The organism is Shewanella sp. AC34-MNA-CIBAN-0136 (genome assembly GCF_040309945.1).
Classification (GTDB): domain Bacteria; phylum Pseudomonadota; class Gammaproteobacteria; order Enterobacterales; family Shewanellaceae; genus Shewanella.
In genome coordinates, this window is record NZ_JBEOPJ010000001.1 from 32,557 (window position 1) to 47,652 (window position 15,096).

The 15,096-nt window shown below is 40.2% G+C and carries 12 protein-coding genes; 7 read left to right on the forward strand and 5 right to left on the reverse strand.

The genetic code is table 11. The features are described 5' to 3' along the window. Positions 1-240 precede the first annotated feature (240 nt). Positions 241-852: a Yip1 family protein gene (locus AAEY94_RS00140; RefSeq protein WP_101087942.1), complete on the forward strand. Its 612-nt coding sequence runs from the start codon at positions 241-243 to the stop codon at positions 850-852. 500 nt (positions 853-1,352) lie between these two features. Here the strand turns inward: AAEY94_RS00140 and AAEY94_RS00145 are convergent, their stop codons facing one another. After that, positions 1,353-1,610 (reverse strand): penicillin-binding protein, encoded by a 258-nt coding sequence (locus AAEY94_RS00145; protein WP_254439883.1) that lies wholly within the window; start codon positions 1,608-1,610, stop codon positions 1,353-1,355. Between the two features lie 466 nt (positions 1,611-2,076). Here AAEY94_RS00145 and AAEY94_RS00150 point away from each other — a divergent pair, with 466 nt between their 5' ends. The 4 genes from AAEY94_RS00150 (at position 2,077) to AAEY94_RS00165 (ending at position 7,410) form a co-directional block, all read left to right on the forward strand. Beyond that, positions 2,077-3,681: an alkaline phosphatase gene (locus tag AAEY94_RS00150; RefSeq protein WP_041413089.1), complete on the forward strand. Its 1,605-nt coding sequence runs from the start codon at positions 2,077-2,079 to the stop codon at positions 3,679-3,681. Positions 3,682-3,700: 19 nt separating this feature from the next. Further along, on the forward strand, positions 3,701-5,620 hold the full coding sequence (locus AAEY94_RS00155) for an alkaline phosphatase family protein (RefSeq protein WP_502959372.1): 1,920 nt from the start codon (positions 3,701-3,703) through the stop codon (positions 5,618-5,620). Between the two features lie 127 nt (positions 5,621-5,747). Then, the gene (locus tag AAEY94_RS00160; protein WP_162021952.1) at positions 5,748-6,479 is read left to right on the forward strand and encodes a hypothetical protein; all 732 of its coding nucleotides are present in this window, start codon (positions 5,748-5,750) and stop codon (positions 6,477-6,479) included. Positions 6,480-6,960: 481 nt separating this feature from the next. Beyond that, positions 6,961-7,410 carry an excinuclease gene (locus AAEY94_RS00165; protein WP_101087936.1) on the forward strand — a complete coding sequence of 150 codons (450 nt, stop codon included), beginning with the start codon at positions 6,961-6,963 and terminating at the stop codon, positions 7,408-7,410. 109 nt (positions 7,411-7,519) lie between these two features. Here AAEY94_RS00165 and AAEY94_RS00170 read toward each other — a convergent pair whose 3' ends face one another. Next, positions 7,520-9,427 (reverse strand): alpha/beta hydrolase family protein, encoded by a 1,908-nt coding sequence (locus AAEY94_RS00170; RefSeq protein WP_350976386.1) that lies wholly within the window; start codon positions 9,425-9,427, stop codon positions 7,520-7,522. After that, a complete protein-coding gene (locus tag AAEY94_RS00175; RefSeq protein ID WP_101087932.1) occupies positions 9,424-9,981 on the reverse strand; it encodes a hypothetical protein in 558 nt (185 codons plus the stop codon). The genes AAEY94_RS00170 and AAEY94_RS00175 overlap by 4 nt, the downstream gene beginning before the upstream one ends. Positions 9,982-10,249: 268 nt before the next feature. Here AAEY94_RS00175 and AAEY94_RS00180 point away from each other — a divergent pair, with 268 nt between their 5' ends. Further along, on the forward strand, positions 10,250-10,573 hold the full coding sequence (locus tag AAEY94_RS00180; RefSeq protein ID WP_101088210.1) for a YkgJ family cysteine cluster protein: 324 nt from the start codon (positions 10,250-10,252) through the stop codon (positions 10,571-10,573). A 98-nt stretch (positions 10,574-10,671) separates the two neighbouring features. Here AAEY94_RS00180 and AAEY94_RS00185 read toward each other — a convergent pair whose 3' ends face one another. Together AAEY94_RS00185 and AAEY94_RS00190 are read right to left on the reverse strand one after the other, a co-directional pair. Continuing rightward, positions 10,672-11,148 (reverse strand): PA2404 family protein, encoded by a 477-nt coding sequence (locus AAEY94_RS00185; RefSeq protein ID WP_350976389.1) that lies wholly within the window; start codon positions 11,146-11,148, stop codon positions 10,672-10,674. Further along, positions 11,148-12,320, reverse strand: a complete 1,173-nt coding sequence (locus AAEY94_RS00190; RefSeq protein ID WP_350976392.1) for a PepSY-associated TM helix domain-containing protein — start codon at positions 12,318-12,320, stop codon at positions 11,148-11,150. Before AAEY94_RS00190 ends, AAEY94_RS00185 begins: the two co-directional genes overlap by 1 nt. A gap of 260 nt (positions 12,321-12,580) precedes the next feature. On the opposite strand from AAEY94_RS00190, the gene AAEY94_RS00195 reads away from it, so the two are divergent. Further along, complete coding sequence (locus AAEY94_RS00195; protein WP_162022743.1) at positions 12,581-14,686, forward strand: TonB-dependent siderophore receptor; 2,106 nt, start codon at positions 12,581-12,583, stop codon at positions 14,684-14,686. Positions 14,687-15,096 lie beyond the last annotated feature (410 nt).

A 15,096-nucleotide genomic window follows, 5' to 3' on the forward strand; every position in this document is an offset into this window, starting at 1 on the left:
AAATATATAACGGGTAATAAATATTACTCCGCGTTGAGAAAAGAAACCAAGCCAGCCATTTTTATGATAGTTGAGCAATACACTCTTAACTGTAGTTGCCACTCAATACGGGATAACAAAATACCGCCGCACAAAGCAAATATCCGCTTACCTCCTATACTGATATCTAAGACACACAGTCGTGTGCCAGTAACCTTAGGTTTTATAAAAAACTGTCGCTTGAATAAGCGAGGAGGAAGCATGATTAATCACGTTTGGGGACTTGTACATCATCCTGATAAAGAATGGCGCGACATAAGTAATGAACATGAAACAGTCAGTCATTTGTACAAAAATCATGTACTGTGGTTGGCGGCGATTCCAGTGGTCAGTACCTTTATTGGCACCACACAATTTGGTTGGACTTTTGGTGGTGAAGACACAATCAAGGTCTCAATGGAGAGTGGTTTAGGCCTGGGGATTTTATTTTATGCGTTAATTTTAACGGCAGTGACAATAGTCGGTAGTTTGATCCATTGGTTGGCACGTAAATACCCTAACTGCCCAAGCAGAAATGAATGTATTGTCTTTGCTGGTTACATGGCTACACCGATGTTTTTAAGTGGCTTGTTTGCTATATACCCTATGATTTGGTTGTGCACACTCGCCTGTATTATGGGCATCTGTTATACCGGCTATTTACTCTATAGCGGTACACCAAGCTTTTTAGGCATCAGCAATCGACAGGGTTTTATTATATCAAGCACGACGCTAGCCATTGGTGTATTAGTTCTAGAGGTTTTACTGGCCGCCGTTGTGCTGCTGTGGAGTCTAGGTGCAGACAATACCATTATCTGGAACCTGTTCAGATAGGCCATATTTTTTGAGCCCATCGACGGAAAACGCCTTAACAATTTGACCAAAGATACGTGAGCCGTTCAGTATTAAGTCATCAGGAGATGCATTATCTTCTGATGACTAACCAAAGAAATGAACAGCTTTTTATTGAGATTAAGCAAACAAGATACCTGTATCGTAACGTCTGAATGTTAGGAGCAGTAAAGAACCAAAACCTATTAGCTAAAACTACCATCATACTCTTGTCGCCACACCGCCTAAAAACCGTCAATAAGCCTTCATTTCAAATCCGCGAGTTTATCATTCCACAAAAAATGCATCTTACCTTGTGCAGAATCCAGCGAGCAATTTTTGGATAAAAACCAACCATGCACACCATTTTATAGCGAAAAACATCGTCAAATAATAAATGCGCTGTCGTTATCTGCCGACTTTAGGTCTTTAAACCTATGGCCTAGTGTTCTAAGGCTGAATGAACAAAATACTGATAATAATGATGATTTAATGGCACTCAATCAATAGGTTGAGTTGGGCGTACTCTCAGGGTTAACTTCACCATAAACTTCTTCAGGATCAACATCATTAATCAGTAATATTTCCCTAACGGTTTCTATGTGATCTAATATTTTTTGGTAGCTGTCGCCATACTCATATTTCGTCACTTCAATTGATTTAGGCATGTAGGTAAACGCGATTTTCAATGCGTTTAAAGCAGACTCACTCATTTTGTCACTGTTTACTTCACTATTTGCTTCACTCATCTCTTTACTCATAACTTCCCCCATACAAACAGTCCTGATTTAATAGTTTTAATTAATAACATCTTACTCAACTATTCTGCCATAAGGTAGGGCTGCGATTGATTGAGTCAATAAACACACGAGCAAGGTAGGAGTACAACGATGCCCCTCTGTTATAGCTAATCAACTTAACCTCTTTCAACTCAGATTACGGTAGGATTTATAATTATTTACTCATAAAATATAATTTAATCATAGTGTTGCTATTAATTACATTCCGAACATTGAGTAGTATAGCGACCAAACAAACTTATTATTCGGTAATAACACCAATACAGAGATCATTATTAAATAACAATAAAATCAGCAGCTTGATTATATACACATAAAACCCAAACGCTCTTGTAATCAAATTGTAATCGCAGTGTTACTTAACGTTCATTGTAAACCTCTATGTTATGGCCAGGTTCTCAAATAACTTAACTACAACATAGGTAATATGAATATGCTCAAACAAGGCTTATCAGTGGTTATCGCTAGTATATTGTCTTCGGCAACATACGCAGGTTCTGCAACCGCAGCGACAACGACTGACACACAACTCAATAATGCTTGGTATAAAGACGGCCAAGCAACCATCACAGAAAAATTACAACAATCAAGATCAACAAGGGCAAAAAATGTCATCTTGTTTGTTGGCGATGGCATGGGGATTTCCACACTTACCGCAGCTCGGATTTTAAAAGGCCAATTAGCCGGTAATTCTGGTGAAGAAGGTTACTTAAGCTTTGAAACATTTCCTTATTCAGCTCTGGTTAAAACTTACAATGTAGATGCACAAACACCAGATTCAGCAGGCACCATGACAGCCATGATGAGCGGCTTAAAATCAGACGCCGGGGTTCTGGGTGTTGATGAAGACGTCGTTCGTGGTACTTGTGCCTCAGTCAAAGGCAATGAAGTAGTAACCGCCTTAGAGTTAGCCGAAATAAAAGGCTTATCGACGGGTGTGCTATCAACCGCACGTATTACTCACGCAACGCCAGCCGCCACTTATGCAAAATCAGCAGACCGTAACTGGGAAGATATCTCAGACATGGATATTGACAATAATGCTGAACGTGCAGATTGCGAAGATATCGCATCACAACTGGTTAACTTTGAAAAAAATCTAGAACAACGTTACACCGGTGTTGATGTAGACGGCATTGATGTTGTGATGGGCGGTGGTCGTCGTCATTTTTTACCTAAAGATGCCGCATTTAATAGTGTCGATGCCGTTAGCGCTATTGAAGGCGACCGTACCGATGGCCGCGATTTGACCGCAGAATGGAGTGCTATGTATCCAAATGGTCAATACGTTATTGACCAAACTGGATTTGATGCCATTGATACAGAATCCACTGAACGTGTTTTTGCTTTATTCAATGAATCGCATATGCAATACGAAGCTGACCGAGCCAATGATATTGCAGGCGAACCCAGCCTGTCTCAAATGACAGAAAAAGCCATTAAAATACTTGATAACAATCCAAAAGGTTACTTCTTAACGGTTGAGTCTGGACGAATTGACCATGGCCACCATGCTGGCAGTGCAAGCACAGCGCTTAATGATGCCATTGAATTTTCAAATGCTGTTCAAGCGGCATTAGACGCAACAAATGATGAAGAAACACTAATCATTGTCACGGCTGATCACAGCCATGTATTTACCATTGCAGGCTATCCAAAACGTGGTAATCCTATTTTGGGTAAAGTGGTTGGTATTGGTGCGACTGAGCCTAGCGAAGATTCAGCTGGTAATCCTTACACCACATTAGGGTATAGCAATGGACTTGGTTTCAGAGACTTAGGGGCTGAAACAGATGGCGATGCATCTTATGCTGCTGAAGCCGTTGCAGGCCGTCAAGACATCACTGCAATCGATACAACAACCTCTGGTTATCACCAAGAAGTGACTGTTCCATTGAGTAGCGAAACTCACGCGGGGGAAGATGTGGCTATTCATACATCAGGCCCAGGTGCGCAATTAGTTCAAGGTACTGTTGAACAAAGCGTTGTATTCCATTTAATCAATCGTGCTCTTGGTTTAGTTGGTCAATAGACCCTATAAGGTTTTTATGATGAATAAATTTATATTATCAACATTAACAGTTTCATTGGTTTTTGCATTATCAGCTTGTGGTGATAACGGTGACAATGGCACAGATGGAACTAACGGTATCAATGGTTCTGACGGATCAAACGGTACTAATGGTATGAACGGAACCAACGCGTTAATTACCCAAACCCCCTTAGCGGTAGGTAATGCTAATTGTCTCAATGGTGGTGTGCAAATCGACTCGGGTATCGATACAAATGCTGATACCGTTTTAGATGCGTCTGAAATAACATCAACTCAATATGTATGTTCACCTGCTGCGACCACAGTAAACGATACCGAACTATTAACCAGTTTAAATAACTCATGGTTTAAACAAGGCGCTGCCGAAATAGAAACGGCAGACGATGTTTGGAATAAAATTGATAGCCAATTAGCAAACAATGCCAACGTATCGATTGCAACTGCATCTACCGCAGCAGAAATAACCGCACTTAAAGGCTCAGCTAAAAATGTGATTTTATTTGTTGGTGACGGTATGGGTGTTTCAACGGTAACCGCAGCGCGTATTTTAGATGGTCAGAATAAAGGCATGATGGGTGAAGAAAACCAATTAAGCTTTGATAAGTTTCCATTTTCTGGTTTAGCAAAAACCTACAACGTTGATGCACAAACACCAGATTCTGCAGGAACAATGACAGCGATGATGTCGGGCGTTAAAACAGATGCTGGCGTGTTAGGTGTTGACGAAGATGTGGTTCGTGGCAATTGTGCTAGCACTAAAGGTATTGAGATGATCACTGCCTTAGAATTAGCTGAGATTGCAGGTAAATCAACGGGTGTTATCTCTACCGCACGTATTACCCACGCGACACCTGCTGCAACTTATGCAAAGTCAGCAGATCGTAATTGGGAAGATATCTCAGATATGGACATTGCCAACAACCCTGAACGCGCTAATTGTGAAGATATTGCATTACAGTTAGTCAATTTTGAAGCCAACTTAGAAGCTCGATATGCCGGTGTAGATGTTGATGGTATTGAAGTGGTTATGGGTGGTGGTCGCCGTCATTTTTTACCTAAAGATGTAGCATATAACAGCAATGACGCAGTCAGTACCATTGAAGGTGACCGTACTGATGGCCGTGACTTGACCGCCGAATGGCAAGCTCAATACGCAACAAGTGCTTATGTATTTGACCAGACTTCATTTAATGCTATAGACACTGAAACAACACCGCGGGTATTTGGTTTATTTAACGAATCGCACATGCAATACGAAGCTGACCGTAAAAATGATATTGCCGGTGAACCTAGCTTGTCAGAAATGACCGCCACTGCCATTAAGGTGCTTGATAATAACGACAAAGGTTTCTTCTTAACGGTTGAATCTGGTCGAATTGACCATGCTCACCATGCCGGCAATGCTTATAACGCGCTAAATGACGCGATTGAGTTTGCTAAGGCTGTGCAAGTCGCGGTTGATGCAACAAGCCAAGAAGACACCTTAATTATTGTTACTGCTGATCACAGCCATGTATTTACCATTGCAGGCTACCCTAAACGCGGTAACCCAATCTTAGGTAAAGTGGTTGGTATTGGTGCGACTGAGCCAAGTTTAGCCTCAGACGACATGCCTTATACCACAGTAGGTTATACCAACGGCCTTGGCTTTAGAGATTTAGGCACACAAACCGATGCCGATGCCAGTTATGCAGCTGCTGCAGTAACAGGCCGCGTTGACTTAACCGATATTGATACATCAACTGCAGGGTTCCACCAAGAGTCGCTAGTGCCACTCGATAGTGAAACACATGCGGGTGAAGACGTTGGTGTTTTTGCTGTAGGACCTGGCGCTCACTTAATTACAGGAACTAACGAGCAAAGCTTAATATTCCATGTGATGGACTACGCTGGCAATCTTTCTGGTACCCCCCAGTAAAGTCAGCTAAATAACCTGAACGTGAGATAAATAAGTAAAAAGTCATCAATAAAGAATAGGGGCTTGCCCCTATTCTTTAACTTTTAGCTCGCGCCTTGATACTTGACCAGCCAATAAGACAAAACACATGAAAACTCTATTGTTACTAACCGCTATCACTTTCCCGTTATTTGCATCAGCAAGTGACACTTGCCAATCAACTGCTTTCATGGCGACCTATAACATTGAACAAACGACTCACGATGCAGCATCAAACAAACAAAACCAACTGGTATTATTAAGAGCCCAAAATTCTGTATTTCACATCAACAATCAACAAGTCGCAACACAATGGACCACACTGCCACATAATCACATGAAAAAAACCTCATACTTCATCGATGACAAACGCGCCATTGAATATGAAGCAACCAAAACGATATCTAATCAAGCATGGCAATATCATGCACAATTACTCCATCCATTATTTCAAAAGCAGTCAACACTCATTGAAACTACTGGACAAGGTTGCGATAAACTAGAACATTATCAACAACAAAAAAATACAAAAACGGTTGATATATGGTGGTTTCCAGCAAAAAAACTAGTACAACGCATTAGTACTACATTGTCAGATAAAACTGAATCTGCAGATAAAGCCGTAAATTGGCAATTAGCCGAAGTAACATACGACAACAAAATGATTCAACAACAGCTAGATACATTCTCTGCGTACCAATCTACTGACTTTGCTGATATTGGCGACAATGAATCTGACCCGTTTTTTAGAAAAATGATCAACTTAGGTTTTATTGAACACAGCGCTTCAGGATTTTATGACAGCGAAGGAAATTCATTATCGTCAGCACATCAGCATTAACATTGGCCATCGTACTGATGAACTTATGGGCTTCATTTATCTCCACACTCCCCGCTTCTATATAAGATAAACAAAGCAATAGCCATGTTATTTTGTCTCGCCATCACAGGGAAGTGAAGCGTTACCCTTAATGAAGCTGATTAAGCGTGAGCCATGGCAAAGTGATGAGCTAAGGCTTACTCACTCACATGTTGACCACATTTTCTAGAAGTTGCGATGTTAATGAACAAGCAAATATGACCCCATCACTGTTTGTGTTTGTGCAATGTTTATCACTGCATAGACATTATTTTACCCCAAATATATCAACACACTTGATTGCATCTGCTAATACCTTATGGTTTCTACCCAACTTTATCACCTGCCGAAAAATTGAATATTTCTCATTGATAGGTGTAAAATCAGTGAGTTAATGTTATTTTGCTTCGCACAAAGGATTTTCACCGTAAAAGCCAAACCAATTAAAAGGATGTTTCTTAGTATGAAAAACAATAGTACGAAAAACAAAATCATCGCGTTATCTCTGGCACTCGCTATTGCCCCTTCTGTTTCTTATGCCCGCGACGATGTCGGCAGTTATTCGGTAGCAGATGCGCTGAGTACAGAACACGCAAAAAATAAACTTGGCAGCAATGTAGCCTTTTATTTTGGTGATCAAGCTTATTCTGAGCCAGTAAAAATTATCGGTGAATTCAGTGCTAATAAAAAGACTAATGCTTTTAATAAATCTGATATCGAAGCTTGCCATTGGGTATTTCTATCGGCAATGATCGCGCTAAAAGAGCGAGCGATTAAAGAAGGCGGTAATGCTGTTGTTGAAATCAAATCAAATTATAAAAACAATCTTACTAGTAGCAATGACACTTTCCAGTGCGGTGCTGGCAATATTGTTGCAGGCGTAGCACTAACCGGTAAAGTGGTTGAATTATGAACATCTATTTTTTCGTAAGTTTTTCATTCACAGAGCCAGATAGGGTTTAATACTATTAACTGGCACTCAAAGCCACTGAATTACAGTGGCTTTGATTAACTGTTTAAGATTATAAGGATGAAGCGATTTCACTTTGAGCAAAACTTTTCTGCATGAATTTATCAATACTATTGTATAGCGCTTGTTGTGTAATGATGTAGTTAAATCCATGTACTTCATTTTCAAAAAACATAGACTCATACGACTTGCCTAATTTATCTAACACATATTTCAATCGAAAATAATGTTCCGAATCGACTACGCGGTCCCTCCCGCCTTGAGCAATAAAAATTGGAATAGATAATTCATTCATTCTATACACCGGTGAATACTCAATTAAGGTATCCCAAGATTCATTTGGGTCACCAAGAATATCGATCAAAACCCGCCGAGAATCATCTTTTTCAGAAATATTATGATCAGAAAACAGTAATGGTATGTCTGTCACACCGGCATAAGAGATGGCACATTTATATAAATCTGGTCGTCTTATAGCACTGATTAATGCAGAGTACCCACCATAACTGATCCCAAACACACACACTTTTTGGCCGTCAATATCATCTCGAGCAATGACTTTGGTAACGGCAGACTCAATGTCATCTTCTATTAGTCGGCCCCATTGACGCTTGCCACTATTAAGAAATTTTTTGCCAAAGCCTGATGATCCGCGATAATTTGGGGTTAATACTGCATAACCTTTTTGAACAAAATAATGTACATCAACTGAAAAGTGTCTCGTATCATTAACACCTAACGGTCCACCATGAGGCATCACAAGCAAGGGGACGTCTTTAGCGGCAGAATTGCTTGGCATCGTTAAATAAGATTCAATTTCAACACCATCGGAAGAAGTCGATTTAATCACTAAACTTTTGCCTATTGAGTATTGATTTAACCAAGGTCGCTCTTCACCTATAAGCTGGCTTTTACCTGTTTCGGCATCGAATAAATAATAAGCAGAAGGTGAATCGATCGATTGGCTAATCGTCACTATTTTTTGGTAATCTTGATCAAAGTGAATAACATAATTGTCTTCTTTATCTCCTTTACCCTCAGATGTACCAGTATATGTTGACAACTTATTGTCATAATTTTGAACTAACACTCCACCGAGCATATAGGTGTAACCTATGATGCTGCTGTCGTAAGGGTTTTGAATAATGCCGACAATATCACGCCCTGGCAGACTGTAAACTTCACCAGTAAAAGTCTTAGACTGAACATCATATCGAGATAAGCTTTGATAACCATTTTTCTGTTCGGATAACACTAATAATTCATTTTTAGCATCATCAAACCATACTGGTATAAATTTAGTTTGATCATCTTGCCGCCAAACTTGTTGCCACTTACGACTGTCAGCTTTTTTAACATGAACCTCTGTTACGCCCCCTTTGCTAATAAAATTAACGTTAGGTTCACCAAAAGGATTAAGTAACCATGCTCCTTCAGGAAATGGGCCTATTGATATACTCTTTTTACTGCGAAACTGCGCTTCAAAAGCATCATCAGTTACATTAATAGTAAATAAATGTGCTTTGCCATTTTTATAGCGCTGGGCGATAAAAATATCGTCAACCGCGAGTAATGGATCAAATAAGTAAGTTTGTTTTAGTAAAGCAACCTGAGTGACGCTATTGGCTGCATCAACTTTGTAAATCAATAACTGGATACCAGAATGGCGATCAAATGTCGTGACACTAAAATACTCTTTACCTAACCAGCCAAAATCACTAATGGACCTTCTAGATTGCTGGCTAAAACTAATCACCTTGGTATCCCAACTAAAATCTGTGCCAGCAAGTATCACTGTATAATTGTTATCGACCAGTTTTTTATATAGTAAATGTTGCCCCTGCGGACTTAACTTCGGTGCAACGACATCTGGATTTCTGAAGAAGTCGTCTTCAAGGCTTGCTGCGACGGTCATCGAGAAAAACGATAATGCAATAAGAATACATTTAATCAGCTTCATAATTGATTCCCTTCAATTGCTTTAGCATATTCAAAAAAGTGGTCTTTTTCTTTGCCGGTGTAGTTCAAATTATATTGAGCCAATACTTCAGGATAGCTAGATTCCATGTATTCCAGGGCTTGGCTGGCTTTGTTATTAAAATAGAACCTAGCACCACCAATCAAGTAATTTAAGCTGCCATTCATCTCGGTATACATTGAAAGATGGCCTGCATAATTGATTTTCCCGGCCTCAACATTAATCACGTACTTCTGATCCGCTAAGTCAATATAAGTCTGTTTTCCTAGGTACACGCGATTCCAAGTGTAGCTGCCTGCATCTACCACTACGAGCCAGTAATTATAGTTTGACTTAAGTTTTTCAAACCTTAAGTCCGACAACCATCCTTCACTGTCTAACGTAATATGACTCGGTACGTAACCTTGCTCAATTTTCATAGCAACAAGAATATATCCCTCATCTTTACTCAGTTCGGTTAGGCAATAACCCAATGTTGAAACGCAACATAAAACCACGCAAAATGCGCTTTGCAGCAATCGTCGATATCCTTTCACACAACAACTCCTTGTTGACTTGTTATTCTTATTAATGAAATGAGTAAACAGCTGATTTCACCATTACTTTCAACCTTTTCACCTCAAAAATATAACAAATAAACTATTGAAATAAAATATAAATTCTGACTACTGGAGTAATTTGGTTGTCATCACAAATTAAATATCACCTCTATTTGAAGTAAATTTATCTTTCATGAACAAATTTACGCTATCCTTAGCCCAAATGTTCAACTGCAGCCCTTAAATGCCCACCAATATCATTACCATGTTCCCTGAGTCGTCCGATAAATCATCGACTCCCGCAACAATAAACTCTGTAGAGCAACCGGCTGTGACCTGTTCAAATTGCCAAGCCTGTTGTTGCCGTTTAGAAGTGATGTTAATAACCGAAACCGGTGTGCCTAAAGTGTATATAGCCAAAGATAATTGGGGCGGAGAAGTCATGCGCCGACTTGATGATGGTTGGTGTGCAGCACTAGACCGAGACACTATGATGTGTTCGATTTACGAAGTTCGGCCACTGATTTGCCGTGAATTTGAAATGGCTGAATACGAATGTGTTTCTGAACGCGAAGCCTTTGGTATTTAACCGCCTAAGAATACGATGTTAAATGCAATGCAATGCAATTACATTTAACATCGGCAAACTGCTCGATAAAACCAAGCTGCCCCAAAGACTACAATCGTTTAGTTTGATGACTGATAAAACGCATCAGGTAACTTCCAGCTAATGACTTGCTGTTGCCCCTGCCAATTTTCAATGGTTAACCACGCCTTGTGTTCTGCGGTTAATATTTCTGGCGCAATAGCATGAACTTCTTGTCCATGCTGACTGCCATGCAAGATACCTGCATCGCCCATTTGCAGTGTTTCTAATGGTAAGGGCTCTGTGCCAATGTTTAAATATGCTTGACGGATTTTGTTTACCTGCCCCTGACTAAACAATAATAAAAAATCTTTAGTGTAGGTACCATCGTGAAGATATGGCGGATCAAGATTATACGGCATAGGTGTTATTTCAAAAGCGCCAACCGCTTGAGTTTCCCATGCATCAGGGAATTGCGGGAATAGAGACTGATATAGAAAATAACAAACTAGCACTAGCATTAAGCCATTTATTTTATACTTGTAACGATTCCATATGGTGTTTTTAATGCGGGCCATTAGTTACCTTCCTGCTCGACTAGCTGTGAGTTATGCATTGCCAACGGATCATCTAGGTCGGTTCTGGCGGCTTTTACGGTTCGACTTCCCCACATTAAAAAACCTGTGATAGACATCCCCGTTAGAAAAATGCCGAAGATAAACCAAATCACTTTGGTCCACAAACCACCTATTGTGCCGTAATGCAGTGGATCAGCAATATGCGATAGGGTTTGTAAGGTTGTCATTGCCACTGGCGATCTTTCACTTTCAATGGTGCCACTCCATGGATTCACTGTCACACCATAAGCATACTGGTCGTAGAAAATATGATCTCCTTGGCCATACACTTTATAAGTGTCTCGATTGTGCTCTGGAAGCATAATGTAGGTACTTTTAAAGCCCGGGAATTTTTGCTCGGCTACTTGCAGCGCATTAGATAACGTATATGGTCTAATAGGAGCATCATTTGCTGATGTAGGCACTTGGCTTGCTTCAATTAATGGCGCATGTGGCTCCAAATCTATGTGGTTGTGCCACATAATCGCTTGGGTTAAATACCATAAACCGGTAATGCTCATCAGCATTAAAAACCACATTGACCACACACCGGCCAATCGATGTAAATCGGCTAGCAATGTTTTTTTACCTTGATTGAAACGTAATTTAGGCTGGATAAATGAACGCCAGAACTTTTTATAAATCACCAGTCCAGATATCAACGCCCCCAACATAACGATGGCCATAAAACAGACAATGTAATAGCCGACACTGTAATTAACATGCCATGGAAACAGTAACCAACCGTGTAATGAGCGCATAAAATTAGTGAAGGTCATGCCAAGATTAATTGCTTGTATTTGGCCGGTGTATTGATTGACATAAGCAATGGCAAAAGGCGCATCGCTATCGTTAAAAATAACCGCATTAACCAGATAAGATTCAAAGCTCATCACTGTGGTGATGTTAGCTGTTGGGTGCGCTTGTTGCACAATTTCAACGAGTTCTGACATCGGTTTTTCTGCCAGATTTTGCGGGTTACTTGCACGAGCGTCAGGATTAGTGAGCCAGGTTAATTCATGGCTTATCACTGAAATTGTCCCCGTTAGGCACACAAAACAAAAAATTATCCATACGGGTAATGAAAACCAGCCATGAAGCTTAAACCAAAATCGATTACTACGTTTTGCCATCTGATGTCCAAATTTGTCCGCTGTCTTTATAGATATTAATTTTCCACACATGCTAATACGATTGATAACCAATCTCAACAACTATTGAGTGATAATTATTATCAATTGTAAATTTTGCGTTAATGCTCACATTTTAATCAATCTAGCCTCGATCGTGGTTGCTAATGATAATCATTAGCAATAACATTAGCGTCTGATAAGCGCTATGGTTCGCCGTTAATAATATTCATCATTAGAAAAAGACACAGATAAGGCACAACATGAAACCTAAACATACCTTTGCACTTTCATCATTAGTTTTGGCAATGAGCTTTCTAGTACAGCCCATTGCCCTTGCAGCAGAACAACAACAAAATGCTGACAACAATGATCAAAACATAGAAAAAATTCAAATCTTGGGTGTTCGTTATAAACGCGTTAGCCAAGGCGCTACTGGGTTAACTATGGAGATTGATGAGACACCGCAGTCAATCAGTGTGGTTTCCAACGAGCAGATAACTAATTTTGGGGCCAATAACCTTAACGACGTACTTCGTCTTGCGACAGGTATTAATGTTGAAGAATGGGAAACAAACCGCACACAATATACTTCTCGCGGCTTTGAAATTAAAAGTACCCAAATTGATGGCGTCGGTTTGCCCAATGACTGGGGGATCGTCACTGGTGCAATGGAAGCTTATGGTTATGAAAAAATTGAAGTTATTCGTGGCGCTAACGGGCTACTAACCGGAATAGGTAATTCTGCTGGTACCATTAATTATGTGCGTAAACGCCCGACTAACGAAAATGAAGGTGAAGTAGGCATCTCATATGGCTCAGATGACTTTAAGCGCGTACAAGCTGATTACTCTGCCCTGTTAACAGAAAGCGGTAGTTGGGCTGGTAGAGTTGTTGCGGTAGTAGAAGACAAAGGATCATACTTAGATGGCCTAGAAAACGATCGTGGTTATATTTACGCTGTCGTTGATGGCCAATTAACAGATAACTCAACGCTAACATTAGGGTTTTCATACCAAGATGCCAACACAGACGGTAATACCTGGGGCGGATTAGTATTTAACTATACTGACGGCACCCAAGCAGAATGGGATACCAGCGCTAGCACCACACAAGAGTGGACTATGTGGGACACCATCAATACAACCGCATTTGTTGAGTATACTTACATAATGCCTAACGATTGGGACCTTAAAGTTGCCTATAATCATCAAGGATTAGAAGATGAAAGTAAGTTATTTTATGCTTCTGGAACCATTGATAAGGACACAGGCTTAGGATTAAATGGTTGGCCTGGTCGTTACGACACTGAGTTTTCAGCCGATATTTTGGACATCACCACAATTGGTCATTATGGCTTATTTGGTCAAGATCACGAACTGACCTTAGGGTTAAGCGGTTCTCAAAGTAAAAAATACATGTACCAACACCCATTTGATTTTGCAGCGACTCCTGCATATGGCCCAACCCCAGCCTTCCCTTACGATCTCAATGCGATCCCTGAGCCTGAATGGGGCGATAAAGTGGAGTACTCTGACATCGATGTAAGCTTACTTCGCGCCTATGGTTCGACTAAGTTCAATATTAATGACAGCCTATTCGTAGTTGCAGGCTTTAATGCGATTAAATATACCCGCGAAGGTATTAATAGCGGCGTTGATATCGACAACGACGAAAGCGAGTTTAGCCCTTATGCTGGTGTGGTTTACAGCATCACAGAGGATATCAACACTTACTTCAGTTATTCAGACATTTACCAACCGCAAGAGCAGTATGATTACGATGGGTATTTTTTAGACCCCACTAAAGGCGTCAATTACGAACTTGGGCTTAAAACCCTATGGCTTGATAATGATTTAATGGCTACCTTTGCACTATTTAGTGCTGAGCAAAATAACCTCGCTAGCTACGCCGGCCTTAATGCCAACGGAAATTACTATTATAAAGGTGCCAATGTCGAATCGAAAGGCTTTGAAGTTGAAGTCACTGGACACATAACAGACAACCTCAATGCCGTATTAGCTTACACGCTGCTAGATGTAGAAGATGAAGATGGCGCTGAGGCAAATGAATGGGCAGCCCGAAACGTTGTTAACTTTTCGATGGGTTATACCATCCCACAATTGCCAGAAGTAAGCGTTGGATTAGGCGGCAGATGGCAATCTGAAACCAAAAATGTTGATTCTAATGTAGAACAAGATGCCTATTTAGTCGTTAACGCTTTCGCAAGTTGGAATATTTCTGAAGACCTAAATCTGAGAGCTAACATTAATAACCTCACCGATGAAAAATACATTAACAGCTTGGCCACTATCGGTTATTACGGCGCGCCTGTGAATGGTTCGGTGAACTTAACTTATCGCTTCTAGGTAAGATTAAAATATTACACCGCAGAGACTAAGATTGAAGCAATAAGCTTAAGTATTCTACTGTCATACGTTTGTTAGTACATCAATATAATCAATGTAGTTGACCACGATAGCAGACATTATATTGATTGATTAAAAACCTCTTTTTTATGAAAATAAAAAGAGGTTTTTCTTTTTTACGGCTGATGCAGAAAAGATAACGCTGAGATTGTCGACAACAAAACGACAGAGTATGACTCCACCCAGCATATTATGGCCACTTAGAACGGATGTGACTAACCAAGACGGATGCCACTAACGCTTATGACATTGCCAATTAATACAATCGCTTCGTGAGGTAATGGAGATGTGATAACTGTTTATTATCTCGTTGAGGTTATTTAATCGCATTAACGTCGGAAATAGACATA

Bases quoted from the DNA above. Each gene is read 5' to 3' on its own strand.
- AAEY94_RS00140 (WP_101087942.1), top strand. From the start codon at position 241: ATGATTAATCACGTTTGGGGACTTGTACATCATCCTGATAAAGAATGG.
- AAEY94_RS00145 (WP_254439883.1), bottom strand. From the start codon at position 1,610: ATGAGTAAAGAGATGAGTGAAGCAAATAGTGAAGTAAACAGTGACAAA.
- AAEY94_RS00150 (WP_041413089.1), top strand. From the start codon at position 2,077: ATGAATATGCTCAAACAAGGCTTATCAGTGGTTATCGCTAGTATATTG.
- AAEY94_RS00155 (WP_502959372.1), top strand. From the start codon at position 3,701: ATGAATAAATTTATATTATCAACATTAACAGTTTCATTGGTTTTTGCA.
- AAEY94_RS00160 (WP_162021952.1), top strand. From the start codon at position 5,748: ATGAAAACTCTATTGTTACTAACCGCTATCACTTTCCCGTTATTTGCA.
- AAEY94_RS00165 (WP_101087936.1), top strand. From the start codon at position 6,961: ATGAAAAACAATAGTACGAAAAACAAAATCATCGCGTTATCTCTGGCA.
- AAEY94_RS00170 (WP_350976386.1), bottom strand. From the start codon at position 9,427: ATGAAGCTGATTAAATGTATTCTTATTGCATTATCGTTTTTCTCGATG.
- AAEY94_RS00180 (WP_101088210.1), top strand. From the start codon at position 10,250: ATGTTCCCTGAGTCGTCCGATAAATCATCGACTCCCGCAACAATAAAC.
- AAEY94_RS00185 (WP_350976389.1), bottom strand. From the start codon at position 11,148: ATGGCCCGCATTAAAAACACCATATGGAATCGTTACAAGTATAAAATA.
- AAEY94_RS00190 (WP_350976392.1), bottom strand. From the start codon at position 12,320: ATGGCAAAACGTAGTAATCGATTTTGGTTTAAGCTTCATGGCTGGTTT.
- AAEY94_RS00195 (WP_162022743.1), top strand. From the start codon at position 12,581: ATGAAACCTAAACATACCTTTGCACTTTCATCATTAGTTTTGGCAATG.